The sequence below is a fragment of the Paraburkholderia dioscoreae genome, from assembly GCF_902459535.1.
Classification (GTDB): domain Bacteria; phylum Pseudomonadota; class Gammaproteobacteria; order Burkholderiales; family Burkholderiaceae; genus Paraburkholderia; species Paraburkholderia dioscoreae.
This window is the reverse complement of record NZ_LR699553.1, coordinates 2,336,657-2,350,638: the sequence shown is the minus strand read 5'-3', so window position 1 is coordinate 2,350,638 and position 13,982 is coordinate 2,336,657. Positions and strand designations below refer to the sequence as shown.

Here is a 13,982-nt window from a genome sequence, read left to right as displayed (position 1 = left end):
GCGGCTCGCCGGTTCGCCGGAAGCGCCGCTGCCTCGTGCAATAGCTATTGGTATCCTGCCTACAAAAGGCTGTCATTGGTGCTAACACGCATATCATCAGGAATGATTCGAAGCATCAATAATCAATATTAGAAGTTATAAGCCGATCTCGTTACGCTTTCGTCATCGACTGGCGGTCCGCTCCGGACCTCAAGCCAGGCATTGATGGAGACGTGGATGAACACTCGCGATGCCGCATCGCACGGCACTTTTCACCTGGCGTGGAGCCGCCCGTCCGGCGCGCTCACGCTGCGCGACTGGCTGGCGCATCTGGCGCGCACGGGCCGGGTCGCCACGATCGACCGGCCGGTGGCGCTCGAACACGAACTCGCCGCGATCGCCAAGCGCCTGGACGGCACGCAAGCCGCGTTCTTCACGCAGCCGGGCGGTCACGAGGTGCCGGTGGTCAGCGGGTTCATGTCGCGCCGCGCCTGGATCGCGGAAGCGATGGGCGTAGCCGAGGCCGATCTGCTGGCGCGCTTTCGCGACGCGGCCGGGCGGCCGCTTCCCTCGCAGGAAATCCCGCGTGCCGAGGCGGCCTGCCAGCAGGTCGTGCATACCAGCGGCATCGACCTGCACGCACTGCTGCCGATTCCGACCCATAGCGAGCACGACAACGGCCCGTACCTTACCGCGGGCCTCGTGATTGCACGCAATCCGCGTACCGGCGTGCAGAACGTTTCGATCAACCGTATTCAGGTGCATGGGCCCGATCGCATGGCGATCCTGCTGCTGCCGCGTCACCTGCACGCCTTTCAGAAGACTGCTGAAGAGGCGGGCGAGGCGCTCGACGTCGCGATTGCCATCGGCGTCGATCCGTTGACGATGCTCGCCTCGCAAGCCATTTCCCCGATCGACTCCGACGAGCTGGAAATTGCCGGTGCGCTGCACGGCGCGCCGCTGCCCGTCGTCAGATGCGTGAGCCACGGCGTGAACGTGCCGGCCTTCGCCGAGATCGTGATAGAAGGCCGCATCCTGCCCAACGTGCGTGAACTGGAAGGCCCGTTCGGCGAATTTCCGAAGTACTACAGCGCTCAGGAAGCGCGCGAAGTGATCGAAGTCACGGCGGTGACGCATCGCGAGAAGCCGATCTTTCATACGATCGTGCCGGCGGAAATGGAGCATCTGCTGCTCGGCGCGATTCCGCGCGAGGCGAGCTTGCTCGCGCACCTGCAACGCAGTCATCCGGGTGTGAAGGACGTGCATCTGTCCGTGGGCGGCGTGTGCCGCTACCACCTGTGGGTGCAGTTCGACAAGAAGCGCGAAGGCGAAGCGAAGAACGTGATTCTGTGCGCGTTCGGCGCGCACTACGACATCAAGCAGGTCGTCGTGGTCGATACCGACGTGGACGTACACGATCCGGCTGAAATCGAATGGGCCGTCGCCACGCGCTTTCAGGCCGACCGCGATCTGGTCGTGATCGAAGGCGCGCAAGGCTCGCTGCTCGATCCGTCGACCACCGTCGGCCAGCCGGAAGACGCGCCGCCGCACTTGCAGGGCGTGAGCGCGAAGATGGGCCTCGACGCCACGCGGCCGGTGGTGTACGCGTCGCACGTGTTCACGCGTGTGCGTATTCCGGGGCAGGACACGGTGGATCTGGACGCGCTCGTCGCCGCTGACAACACCGCGTTCGACGCATATCTGGATGACGCTCATGGCTGAGCAGGAGCGCGAGCACAAGCGTGAGCAGACGCGCGAGCGTATCGTGGTGGGCCTTTCCGGCGCGAGCGGCGCGATGATCGGCGTGCGTCTGCTCGCCGCGTTGCGGCGCCTCGGCACGCACGAAACGCACCTGATCGTGTCGGCCTCCGGCGCGCTCACCGCGGCCCAGGAACTCGGCATGACGCGCGGCGACCTGGAGCGCCTCGCCGATGTGGTCTACAACGTGCGCGACATCGGCGCGGCCGTAGCCAGCGGTTCGTTCATCACGGCGGGCATGGTGATCGCGCCGTGCTCGATGAAGACGCTCGCCGGCGTGGCCAACGGTTTCGCCGACAACCTGCTCACGCGTGCTGCGGACGTGATACTCAAGGAGCGCCGCCGGCTCGTGCTGGTCGCGCGCGAAACGCCGCTCAACCTCGCGCATCTGCGCAATATGACGCTCGCCACCGAGATGGGCGCGATCGTCATGCCGCCGGTGCCCGCGTTCTACGCGCACCCCAGGACGATCGAGGATGTGGTCGATCACACCGTGGGGCGCATTCTGGATCTGTTCGGTATCGAGCATCGCGAGATCGCCCGGCGCTGGAGCGGACTCGCCGATGAATTCGGTGAGCGCCGCGCGGGAGTAGATCAATGAATCAACGCGACATGCTCCATGCAGGCGACACCGCGACGCAGGAACGCGACACGGCGTTGGAGAAACGCCTGCAGCGGCACCTCGGCCGCCCGATGCAACGTCTGGAAGATCCCGCCATTCTCACCGGACGCGGCCGCTATGGCGACGATATCGGCGTGCGGCCCGGCACGCTGCACGCCGCGATCCTGCGCTCGCCGCACGCGCACGCGGAGCTGGTGTCGATCGACACGGACGCCGCCGCGAAACTGCCCGGCGTGCGCGCGATCCTGACACGCGACGATCTGCGCGCCTGGTCGCGGCCCTTCGTGGTCGGCGTGAAATCGCCGATGGAACAGTGGGCGCTGGCGATGGACCGCGTGCGCTACGTGGGCGAACCAGTGGCCGTGGTGCTGGCGCAATCGCGCGCCATCGCCGAAGACGCGCTCGATCTGCTCAAGGTGGAGTACGCGACACTCGATCCGGTCACGTCGATCGAACAGGCGGCGAGCGACCAGTCGCCGGTATTGCACGAGAAAGTGGGCAGCAACGTGATCAGCGACCGGCACTTCCGCTACGGCGAGCCGGAAGCCGCGTTCGAGAGGGCGCCGCATCGCGTGAAACTGGTCGCGCATTATCCGCGCAACAGCTGCGCGCCGATCGAATGCGGCGTGGTGATCGCGGAGTATCTGGCGGGCGACGAAGGCTACGACGTCACGTCGAATTTCATGGGCCCGTTCTCGCTGCATGCGGTGATGGCAATGGCGCTGAACGTGCCCGCCAACCGTCTGCGCCACAAGGCGCCGCGCGATTCGGGCGGCAGCTTCGGCGTGAAGCAGGCGGTGTTTCCGTATGTCGTGCTGATGTGCCTCGCGTCCCGCAAGGCGGGCGCGCCGGTGAAATGGGTCGAGGACCGGCTCGAACATCTGAGCGCGGCGACCTCCGCGACCGCGCGCGTCTCGACGCTCGAAGCGGCCGTGGAAAGCGACGGCCGTATTACGGCGCTCGCCTACGATCAACTCGAAGATTGCGGCGGCTACCTGCGCGCGCCGGAACCCGCCACGTTCTATCGCATGCATGGCTGCCTGACCGGCGCGTACGCGATCGACAATCTGCTGGTGCGCAATCGCGTCGTGCTGACCAACAAGACGCCGACGGGTCTGGTACGCGGCTTCGGCGGACCGCAGGTGTATTTCGCGCTCGAACGGTTGATCCAGCGTATCGCGCTCGAATTGAAGCTCGATGTGCTCGACGTGTACCGCCGCAATTTCGTCGCCGCCGATGCGTTCCCGTATCGCGCCGCGGCCGGCGCGCTGCTCGACTCCGGTAACTATCAGGAAGCACTGCGCCGCGCGCTGGCCGAAGGCGGTCATGACGAACTGCTGGCGCGCCGCGACGCGGCGCGCAAGGAAGGGCGGCTATACGGCATCGGCTTCGCGGCGATCGTCGAACCGTCCGTATCGAACATGGGCTACATCACGACCGTGATGCCCGCCGACGCGCGCAGGAAAGCCGGACCGAAGAGCGGCGCGATCGCTAGCGCGACGGTGAGCGTCGATCTGCTCGGCGGCGTGGTGGTGACGATTGCGTCGACGCCCGCGGGCCAGGGGCATATGACGGTGTGCGCGCAGGTGGTCGCGGATGTGCTCGGTGTCGCGCCGCAGGACGTGGTCGTCAATGTCGAATTCGATACGCACAAGGACGCGTGGTCGGTGGCGGCGGGCAATTATTCGAGCCGCTTCGCCGGGGCGGTGGCGGGCACGGTGCATCTGGCTGCCGTGCGCGTGCGCGACAAGATCGCGCGCATCGTGTCGAAGCAGTTGGGGTGCGCGCCGGACGACATCCGTTTCGAAGAAGGCCGCATCTATGCAAAGGGCGCCGAGGATCGCGCGCAGCCGTTCGGCCGCGTCGCCGCCAATGCGCCGCATTGGGCACCCGCGCTGTTGCCCGAAGGCGAAGAGCCGGGCCTGCGCGAGACTGTGTTCTGGAATCCGCCGAACATGGCCGCGCCGGACGGGAACGATCGCATCAACACATCGGCGGCTTACGGGTTTGCGTTCGACATGTGCGGGATCGAAGTGGATCGCGCTACCGGCCGCGTGCGGATCGACCGCTACGTGACCGCGCACGACGCCGGCACGCTGCTCAATCCCGCGCTCGCCGACGGCCAGATTCGCGGCGCCTTCGCGCAAGGGCTCGGCGCGGCGTTGATGGAGGAATTCCGCTACGGCGCTGACGGCAGCTTCCAGTCCGGCACGCTCGCCGACTATCTGATGCCGACTACCTGCGAAGTGCCCGATCCGGTGATCGTCCATCTGGAAACGCCGTCGCCGTTCACGCCGTTGGGCGCGAAAGGACTCGGCGAGGGCAACAACATGAGCACGCCGCCTTGCATCGCGAATGCGGTGGCGGACGCGCTCGGCGTCGACGATATCCGTTTGCCTTTGACACCTTCCAAAGTGATGGCGCTCGTGGGCATGGACGACCCCGCGCCGTCGCGTCCCGAGTTGCGTGAAGCGTCCGCGGCCAAACCGGCGATGCCGGGCGGCGGCAAGGCGCTCACCGCGCAGGGCAGCGTCGATCTGCCCGCGTCGCCGGAAGCGATTTTCGCCGTGCTGCTCGATCCGGTCGCGCTCGCCAGAGTGATTCCCGGCTGCCATGCGCTCGAAGCCGAAGGCGCGAACCAGTATCGCGCCGACGTGACAGTCGGCGTGGGCATGATCAAGGCGCGCTTCGAGGCGAAGATCGGCCTGTCGGAAATCGACGCGCCGCATCGGCTGCGTTTGGCAGGTGCGGGCATGTCGTCGCTCGGCAGCGCGCGTGGCAGCGGCCTCGTCGAACTGGCGCCGATCGACAAGGGCACGCGTCTTTCCTACGACTACGAAGCCCAGGTGTCGGGCAAGGTCGCGGCGGTGGGCGGACGCATGCTCGAAGGCGCGGCCAAGGTCGTGCTGCGGCAACTGTTTGAATCGCTGGGCCGGCAGGCGGCAGGCAAACCGGTCCACGCGGGCGGCTCGTGGTTCTCGCGCCTGCTGGCCCGTTTCAGGAGACAGGCATGAAACCCGCGCCGTTCGATTATCTGCGCGCCATGACCACGCAGCATGCGCTCGACGCCCTCGCGCAATACGCCGAGGATGCGCGTGTGCTCGCAGGCGGCCAGTCGCTGATGGCGGTGTTGAACATGCGGCTCGCGCAACCGCGCATGCTGATCGACATCTCGCGCACCGACGAGTTGAACTCGGTGCGCGTCGATCACAAGGCCGGCCTGCTGATAGTGGGCGCGGCGGCGACGCAAGGCAGCGTGGAGTGGCGCGAATCGCTGCGCGACGAAGTGCCGTTGCTGGCAATGGCGTTCCCGCATATCTCGCACTTCCAGATTCGCAATCGCGGCACGGTGTGCGGCTCGGTGGCGCATGCCGACCCGAGCGCGGAATTGCCACTGGTGCTGGCGGCGCTCGGCGGCGACGTAATGCTGCGCTCGAAGAAGAAACACCGTGTGCTGCCGGCCGGCGAATTTTTTCAAGGCATGTTGATGACGGCGCGCGAGCCGGACGAACTGGTCGAAGCCGTGCGCTTTCCGCTCAGGCGGCCGGGCGAACGGTATGGCTTCACGGAATTCTCCGCGCGCCACGGCGACTTCGCGATGGTGGCCTGCGCGGCCGTGGTGACGGACGATTCGATCCGCCTCGCCGTGGGCGGCGTGGCGGACCGGCCGGTGGTCGAGCAGTGGCCGCGTCTGCGTGACGAAGATCTGCGCAGCGCATTGAACGATTTGAGCTGGAAGCTGGGCGCGCAGGACGACGCGCATGTCAGCGCGACCTATCGCCGGCATCTGGTCCGGCAACTCGGATGGCGCGTGATCGAGGAGGCGAAGTGAGCAACACATCGAACGGCAACGTCGTGCATGTCATGCGGCAAGGCGAGCAGCAGCGCGTCACGCTGACGCTCAATGGCCGTGAATGCAGCGGCTATTGCGAGCCGCGCGAACTGCTGTCGGATTTCATCCGTCACGAACTGGGCGCGACCGGCACCCACGTCGGCTGCGAGCACGGCGTGTGCGGCGCGTGCACGGTGCACGTTGAGGGTGTAGCGGGGCGCTCGTGCCTGATGCTCGCGGTGCAGGCGCAGGGACGCCGCATCGATACCGTGGAGGGACTCGCGCCCGACATGCAACTGGGCGATCTGCAGCAGGCGTTCCAGCGTCATCATGCGTTGCAGTGCGGCTTCTGCACGGCCGGCATCCTGATGTCGTGCGCGGACTATCTGCGGCGCGTGCCCGATCCGAGCGAAGCGCAGGTGCGCGACATGCTCTCCGGCCATCTGTGCCGCTGTACGGGCTATACGCCGATCGTCGCCGCGGTGCTCGACGTGGCGGCGCGGCGCGGACAAGGCAACGTGTCCGGCGAGACCGTGGAGGCCGCTCATGCTTGACCTCGGCCGAACCTTTCTGCAAAGCGTGGAACGCAGCCCCAATGCGCTGGCGCTGGTGGACGGCGAACTGGCGCTGACTTACGCGCAGTGGCACCGGCTGATCGTGAAGGTCGCCGAAGGTCTGCGCGGTCTGGGTCTCGCGCAGGGCGACCGCTTGCTGGTGGTGCTGCAAAACCGCTGGGAAATGGCGACCTTGCATTGGGCCTGCCAGTTCGCCGGCGTGGTGATCGTGCCGTTGAACTGGCGCGCGAAACCGGAGGAGCTCGAATACTGCGTGACCGACGCGGGCGTGAAGGCCATCGTATACGAGCCGGTTTGCGCTGAAGCCGTCGCGCAAAGTGTCGCGGCGCAGCGTCTGCCGCGGATCGGTCTCGACGACGCGCAAGGCCGCACCGCAAACTTCGACACGCTCATGACGCAGCGCGAGTCCGACGCGCCGAACGCCGGGCGCACCTGCGCGAATGCCGACGACTACTCGCTGATTCTCTACACCTCCGGCACCACCGGCAAGGCCAAAGGCGTGCCGCGCCGGCACCGTCACGAACGCGCCGCCGCGCTCGCACACGTCGCGCAGAATCTGTACGGCCACGGCGAACGCACGCTCGGCGTGATGCCGCTCTATCACACGATGGGCGTGCGCTCGCTGCTCTCGATGGCGCTGGTGGACGGCCTGTTCGTCTGCGTGCGCCGCTGGAATGCGCGCTTCGCACTCGATGCGATCGCGCAGCACAAGCTCACCTGCCTCTATCTGGTGCCGACGCTGTACCACGATCTGCTCGCCGACGCGGCTTTCGCGTCGACGGATACCTCGACGGTAAAAAAGCTCGGCTTTGCCGGCGCGCCGATGAACGACGGTCTGCTCAAGCGCCTCTCGGCAGCGTTCAAACCGGAGCTGTTCGTCAATCACTACGGTTCGTCCGAGGTCTACACCTTCAGCGTCGACCAGGACGCCACGAAGAAGCCGGGCAGCGCGGGGCGCGCGGGCATCAACACGCGCCTGCGCGTCGTCAGGCTCGAAGCCCACACGCCCGAGGATCTGGCGCAAGTGGGAGAAGAAGGGCAGATCATTGCCGATCTGCTCGGCGACGAGGCCTTCGAAGGCTACTGGAACCGTCCCGACGCGAACGCGAAATCGTTGCGCGACGGCTGGTACTTCACGGGCGATACCGGTTTCTTCGACGCGCAAGGCGACCTGTACGTGTCGGGCCGCGTCGACGACATGATCATCAGCGGCGGCGAGAACATTTCACCGGTCGATATCGAGTCGGTGCTGTCGCTGCATCCCGCCGTCGACGAGGTCGCGGTGGCCGGCGTGAAGGACGAGCGCTGGGGCCAGCGCGTGGTCGCCTTCGTCAAGCGCCGGGAATATGTCGACGCCGATACGCTCGACGCGTATTGCCGCACGTCCGACCTCGTCAACTTCAAGCGTCCGCGCGAATACGTGTTCGTCGACGACATACCGAAATCGCCGGTCGGCAAGATTCTGCGCCGCAAGCTGTCGGCGGGCGAATACGAGCCCGACCGGCGCGGCGAATCCCATGCACACCACACCGAAACCACCAAGGAGTAACTCTATGACGGAACTCACGACCGACCTGCGCCATCACGGCCAGAGCCTGCTGCAGGAACCCGACGGCTTTTCCATCGAGATCGACGCCGCGCGCGAGCGGGCCGACATCGTCCTGCACAGGCCGCCGCTGAACGTGATTTCGATGCATGCGCGCGACCAGTTGCGCGCCGCCTTCGAAGCACTCGACGACGACCCGCGCGTGCGCGTGATCGTGGTGCGCGCCCAGGGCGAGCATTTTTCGAGCGGCGGCGACATCAAGGGCTTTCTCGAAGCGTCGCCGGAACATGTGTCGAAGCTCGCCTGGAATATCGCCGCGCCCGCGCGCTGCTCGAAGCCGGTGATCGCCGCCAATCGCGGCTTCTGCTTCGGTGTGGGCTTCGAACTGTCGCTCGCGTGCGACTTCCGCATTGCCACCGACACCACCTTCTACGCGCTGCCGGAACAGAAACTCGGCCAGATTCCGGGCTCGGGCGGCTCGGCGCGTTTGCAGCAGATGGTCGGCATCGGCCGCACCAAGGACATCGTGATGCGCTCGCGCCGCATTCCGGGCAAGCAGGCTTACGAGTGGGGCATCGCGGTCGAATGCGTGGCCGACTCCGCGCTCGAAGCGACGACCGATGCGCTGGTGGACGAACTGCGCGCGTTCTCGCCGCTCGCCCAGCGCACCGCGAAAAAGCTCCTCAACGACACCGAAGACGCGCCGTTGTCGATCGCGATCGAACTCGAAGGGCACTGCTATAGCCGTCTGCGTACTTCCGACGATTTCCGCGAAGGTGTCGAGGCCTTTCACGGCAAACGCAAGCCGGTGTTCCGCGGCAGCTAGCGCGAGCGCCGCCCCCGCGGGCGGCTGCCGGCGCCAGATAACCACCAGAAGAGCACGCGAAAAGAACGTGCCTCGAAACGGGGACGGTCGAAAGACGGCCCGTCAATAGTCAAGGAGATGACAATGTCCGTAGCAGCGCAAAATGGCGCCGCCTTGCCCGCGGCAGACCAGCGGCAGGTGATGGGTGCGGTCGCGGCCTCGTGCCTCGGTTGGGCACTGGATCTGTTCGATCTGTTCGTATTGCTGTTCGTCGCGCCGGTGGTCGGGAGGCTGTTCTTCCCGTCGGAACACGCCATGCTCTCGCTCGCCGCGGTGTATGCGTCGTTTGCCGTGACCCTGCTGATGCGCCCGCTCGGCTCGGCCTGGTTCGGCTCTTATGCGGACCGCCACGGCCGCAAGGGCGCGATGATCATCGCCGTGGTCGGCGTGGGCCTTTCCACGGCCGCGTTCGGCGCACTGCCGACCGTCACGCAAGTCGGCCTCGTTGCGCCGATCCTGTTTCTGGTGCTGCGGCTGGTGCAGGGCGTGTTTGTCGGCGGGGTGGTGGCATCCACGCATACCATCGGCACCGAATCGGTCGCGCCGAAATATCGCGGCGCGGTGTCGGGCCTGATCGGCGGAGGCGGAGCGGGGCTCGGCGCGCTGATTGCCTCGCTCACGTATCTGGCGATGTCGGCGCTCTTTCCCGGCGCGGCGTTCGAGGTGTGGGGCTGGCGCTGCATGTTCTTCACCGGCATCATCAGCTCAGTGCTCGGGCTGTTCGTTTTCAGCAGTCTCGAGGAATCGCCGCTGTGGAAAAAGCTCGCCGCCGAGAAGGCCGCCAAGGCCGCCGCGCAGAAGCTCGACGCGCCGGTCGAGGCGGTGCGCTCGCCGCTGCGCACGCTGTTTTCCAGCGACTATCGCTCGATCCTGCTGGTCAACCTGCTGCTCACCATTGGCGGCGGTAGCGGCTATTACCTGACCTCGGGCTATCTGCCGACTTTCCTCAAGGTGGTGAGCCACGCGCCGAACGGCGCCGCGGCGGCGATCCTGCTGATCTGCAGCGTGGCGGTGGTGATCGCCTCGGTCGCGGCGGGGCATCTGAGCACCTTCATTGGGCGCAGGAGCGCTTTTATCTGGCTCGGCGTGATTCGCCTGTTCGCGTTGCCCGCGCTCTTCCTGCTGCTGCCCACGGCGCAGAGCATCACGATGATCGGCGTCTATGCGGTGATTCTCAGCGCGCTCGGCAGCGCGGGCTACGCGCCGGTCCTGATCTTCCTGAACGAACGGTTTCCCACCGCGATTCGCGCGACCGGCACGGGGCTTTCATGGAACATCGGCTTTGCGATCGGCGGCATGATGCCGACCGCCGTCTCGCTGGTGGCGAAAGACGCGAGCGAATTGCCGGTAACGCTGGCCATCTTCGTCGGTGCGATCAGCGTGATCTTCCTGACCGGCGCGTTCGTCGTGCCGGAAACGCGCGGCAGGCTCGATCAGGTCGCGATGCGCGACGCGGTCTAGCTCGCGGCCAGGCGGCTTGCCGCGCGTTTCACGCGGCGGGCGTGCCCGTCGTCACGCGCCGGATCTCTTCGCCGATGATGTCGATCAGCGCGCGCGCCGCGGGCCCGATCGGCCGCTTGGGATGGCTCACGAGGATAATGTGCCGCACGATCGGCGGTGAGGCGATGGTGCGCGCGCGCAGCACGCTTTCGTCCACTTTGCGCTGCACCACCACGCGCGGCAGGATCGTCGCAACGGCGCTCTGCTCGACGAACTGCACGATGGTGTTCAGCAGGTCGATTTCGAACTTCGGCTTGATGACCACGTCCGCGGCCAGCAGCGCCGCGTCCAGCACGCCGCGCAGGCCGTTGCGGCGCGTGGGCAGGACCAGCTCGATGCCGGTCAGCGTCGCGAGATCGATGGCGGGCGGCAGGTCGGGGCCGAGCGCGGCGCTCGTCACCAGCACCATCTCCTCGTCGAGCAGGGGCACCACGTCGAGCGCGAGGCGCCCGCGCGGCTTGTTGATGACGGCCGCATCCAGCCGGCCCGCTTCGACCGCGTCGATCAGCTGCGCGCTGAAGCCGTCGGCGACTGACACCTCCACCTGCGGGAACAGCGCGTTGAACCTGGCGAGCGACTCCGGCAGCACGCTTTCCGCCTCCGACGACACCATGCCGAGCGACACGCGCCCCGTGACGATCGCGTCCTGGCGGCTCAACTGGTCGCGGGCCCGGTCGATGTCGCGCATGATCGGCGTGTAGAGACGGTACATCTGGCGCGCCGCGTCGGTCGGCGTCATGCCGTGCGGCCCGCGCTCGAAGAGTTGCTGGCGCAATTCGGTTTCGAGCTTCGCAATCTGCATGCTGAGCGCGGGTTGCACGATATTGAGCCGTTTCGCCGCCCGCGTGACGGAGCCGTCTTCGAAAAGCGCGATGAAATACTGAATTTGCCTAAGGTCCATGAAACGCCGGAAGTGGCCGTGGAGAGCGGAAAACACCGAGTCTAACCGTAGCGCGCCGGGCCATCACGCCGGCCGGCGCAGCCTGCCTTGCGGCATCGTCGCGAGCGTGTCTCCTTACGCTGCTACAATCTCGTCTTTCTCGATCGATTGTGCGCTATGGGTTTCGAACAACTCGCTGAACTGAAGAAGCAATTGGCCGCGGCCCGCGGCGAGGCTGCGCCCGCCGCCAAGTCCGGCGCCAAGCCTGCTTCGAAGGACGCCAGGCCTGCTGCCAAGGACGGGTCCAAGCCGGGCGCGAGGCCTGCCCGCAAGCCCGCGCCGCCGCGCCGTGCCGCGCCCGCTGCCGAATCCGGCGGCAGGCCGGCGGTGGAGGCGAAGCCGGTGGACCCGGTGGTGAAATCGATCGGGCGGCTGCAGAAACGCTTCCCCATTGCTTTTCCCAAGAATCCGGCGCCCAAGCTGCCGCTGAAGGTCGGTATTTTTGAAGATCTCGTCGCGCATGCGAAGGAACTGTCGTTGAGCGAAGCCGAATTGCGCGACGCGATCAAGACATGGTGCCGTGGCAGCCGCTACTGGAAAAGTCTCGTCGAAGGCGCGGCGCGCGTCGATCTGACGGGCGCCGAGGCGGGCAAGGTCACGGCGCAGGAAGCCGCCGGCGCGCAGCGTCTGCAGGCACATCGGGCCGGCAAGGGCGCGCCGAAGGCGGCGGCCGGCGCGGGGAGCGCGGATGCAGGCGCGACCGCCGGAGCAGCCACGGAAGTGGGCGTGCAAGCCACCGCGGAGGCAGCGGGAGCGCCGGCCGGGACAGCGAGTGTCTCGGCGGCCGCTGCGGTCTCGCAATCCGTCGAAGCGGGCAAGCCGCAGGCCGGTGCGACGGATGCGCCGGCTGATCGCGAAACCGTGCAGGAAGTCGCGCAGCAACCGGCTCACCAGGTTGCCGCTGAGCCGGTCAGCACGCCAGCCACCCGCGAAGCCTGAAAAAAACCGCCACCCCCCTAGGGGTGGCTGCCTTGCCGCGACGCAGCCCCTAGCCGGCTGCGCACGAACCCGACGTGTTCGCGCAGCACATAGAACGCGTCGGCGTAAGCGAGCGGCATGCGCAGCCGGTTCAACGAATCCTCGATCTGATCCAGTTCCGCGAAGAGCCGCTTGCGCTCCTCGTCGGTCGAATCGGCGAGCGCGCCGCGTTCGATCGCAATCAGCGAACCATAATAGCGATAGATGCGTGAGCGCACCCGCCAGCGGTACAGCGCCGGAATCAGGCGCATGGCCGGAAACAGCAGCACGGCCACCGGCAGCAGCAGAACCAGCGTGCGGTCGCCGATGCTCGCCAGCCAGAACGGCAGCGTGCGGTAGAGAAAGCTCTTGCCCGTCTTGTAGTAGCGCTGCGCGTCCTCGCTGATCTGATATTCACGCACCACCGGACTCGGGAATTGCCCCGCGCGCTGCAATAACCCCGGCATGCCGTGCACTTCCTGCGCCGCTTCGATCAGCAGGTCGGAGATGGCCGGATGCAGTGTGTTGCGGGCCACCAGTTCGACCGTCGGGCTGATCAGATGCACCGTTTCGGGCGGAATGGTGCGCTTCAGATCCAGCACGCCGACCGGCAGGTCGATTTCGTCCAGATAGGGAAAGAGGCGCGTATAGGCGCTCGCTTCGGCGAAGTTCATGACCGAAACGCCCGGCACCTTGAGCAGGCGCAGCATCAGGCCACGGGTTGCGGAGTCGCCGCTCAGGATTGCCGCGTCCACTTCACCCGCCACGAGCTGGGTGGCGGCCTGCAAGCCGTCGCTCGGCACCAGTGCGGTGTTGCCGCCCGGCTCGATACCGTTGGCATCCAGCAGTTTGAGCGCCAGCAGTCGCGTGCCGCTGCCTTCGCGGCCCACCGCGATCCGTTTGCCTTCCAGTTGCGAAAGCTGGCTCAGGCCCGCGCCGCGATAGAACACCACCACCGGAATATAGAAGACGCTGCCGAGCGACATCAGCGACGAAGTGTTGAGGCCGTCGGCTACGCCACCCTGCACGAAGGCGATATCGACATGCTGCTTCGGATCCAGCAGACGGTGCAGGTTCTGCACGGAGCCGTCGGACTCCAGCACGTTCAGCGTGATGCCGTTGCGGGCAAGGATTTTCCGGTACTGTTCCGCGGCGACGAGAAATGAGCTGTCGTGCGGACCGGCGCTCATGGTGATCGTTTTGGGCGGCGCCGGATCGATCAGCCAGACGATCAGCGTAACCACGAGCACGATGACCACGGCCACGACGATATAAGGCAACGTGTGATCGCGCCACTCGGCATGCGGCTGTTCGCCATTGAAGTGTGGGGGACGCGGGCGCTGCGCTTTCATGGATACTCCGTGCCGGGAGCCGGGATGATCGCATTGTCCACTGTCCGTGGCGCGTT

At 66.5% G+C, this 13,982-nt stretch carries 11 protein-coding genes; 9 read left to right on the top strand and 2 right to left on the bottom strand.

Annotated features, from left to right (window positions below):
* Positions 1–216: 216 nt before the first annotated feature.
* From PDMSB3_RS10450 to PDMSB3_RS10415, 8 genes are all read left to right on the top strand, one after another.
* Positions 217–1,701 (top strand): UbiD family decarboxylase, encoded by a 1,485-nt coding sequence (locus PDMSB3_RS10450; protein WP_007181794.1) that lies wholly within the window; start codon positions 217–219, stop codon positions 1,699–1,701.
* Positions 1,694–2,338, top strand: a complete 645-nt coding sequence (locus tag PDMSB3_RS10445) for a UbiX family flavin prenyltransferase (RefSeq protein WP_007181795.1) — start codon at positions 1,694–1,696, stop codon at positions 2,336–2,338. Before PDMSB3_RS10450 ends, PDMSB3_RS10445 begins: the two co-directional genes overlap by 8 nt.
* A complete protein-coding gene (locus PDMSB3_RS10440; RefSeq protein WP_165186069.1) occupies positions 2,335–5,373 on the top strand; it encodes a xanthine dehydrogenase family protein molybdopterin-binding subunit in 3,039 nt (1,012 codons plus the stop codon). The genes PDMSB3_RS10445 and PDMSB3_RS10440 overlap by 4 nt, the downstream gene beginning before the upstream one ends.
* Positions 5,370–6,191: an FAD binding domain-containing protein gene (locus PDMSB3_RS10435; RefSeq protein ID WP_007181797.1), complete on the top strand. Its 822-nt coding sequence runs from the start codon at positions 5,370–5,372 to the stop codon at positions 6,189–6,191. Before PDMSB3_RS10440 ends, PDMSB3_RS10435 begins: the two co-directional genes overlap by 4 nt.
* A gap of 32 nt (positions 6,192–6,223) precedes the next feature.
* The gene (locus PDMSB3_RS10430; RefSeq protein WP_232064260.1) at positions 6,224–6,745 is read left to right on the top strand and encodes a (2Fe-2S)-binding protein; all 522 of its coding nucleotides are present in this window, start codon (positions 6,224–6,226) and stop codon (positions 6,743–6,745) included.
* On the top strand, positions 6,738–8,315 hold the full coding sequence (locus PDMSB3_RS10425; RefSeq protein WP_165186064.1) for an AMP-binding protein: 1,578 nt from the start codon (positions 6,738–6,740) through the stop codon (positions 8,313–8,315). Before PDMSB3_RS10430 ends, PDMSB3_RS10425 begins: the two co-directional genes overlap by 8 nt.
* A 4-nt stretch (positions 8,316–8,319) precedes the next feature.
* Positions 8,320–9,138 (top strand): enoyl-CoA hydratase/isomerase family protein, encoded by an 819-nt coding sequence (locus tag PDMSB3_RS10420; protein WP_007181800.1) that lies wholly within the window; start codon positions 8,320–8,322, stop codon positions 9,136–9,138.
* A 123-nt stretch (positions 9,139–9,261) separates the two neighbouring features.
* The gene (locus PDMSB3_RS10415; protein WP_007181801.1) at positions 9,262–10,638 is read left to right on the top strand and encodes an MFS transporter; all 1,377 of its coding nucleotides are present in this window, start codon (positions 9,262–9,264) and stop codon (positions 10,636–10,638) included.
* Positions 10,639–10,666: 28 nt separating this feature from the next.
* Here PDMSB3_RS10415 and PDMSB3_RS10410 read toward each other — a convergent pair whose 3' ends face one another.
* Positions 10,667–11,578 (bottom strand): LysR family transcriptional regulator, encoded by a 912-nt coding sequence (locus tag PDMSB3_RS10410; RefSeq protein WP_007181802.1) that lies wholly within the window; start codon positions 11,576–11,578, stop codon positions 10,667–10,669.
* Between the two features lie 156 nt (positions 11,579–11,734).
* On the opposite strand from PDMSB3_RS10410, the gene PDMSB3_RS10405 reads away from it, so the two are divergent.
* Complete coding sequence (locus PDMSB3_RS10405; RefSeq protein WP_165186061.1) at positions 11,735–12,556, top strand: ProQ/FinO family protein; 822 nt, start codon at positions 11,735–11,737, stop codon at positions 12,554–12,556.
* A gap of 17 nt (positions 12,557–12,573) precedes the next feature.
* Here PDMSB3_RS10405 and PDMSB3_RS10400 read toward each other — a convergent pair whose 3' ends face one another.
* Complete coding sequence (locus PDMSB3_RS10400; protein WP_007181804.1) at positions 12,574–13,926, bottom strand: TAXI family TRAP transporter solute-binding subunit; 1,353 nt, start codon at positions 13,924–13,926, stop codon at positions 12,574–12,576.
* Positions 13,927–13,982 lie beyond the last annotated feature (56 nt).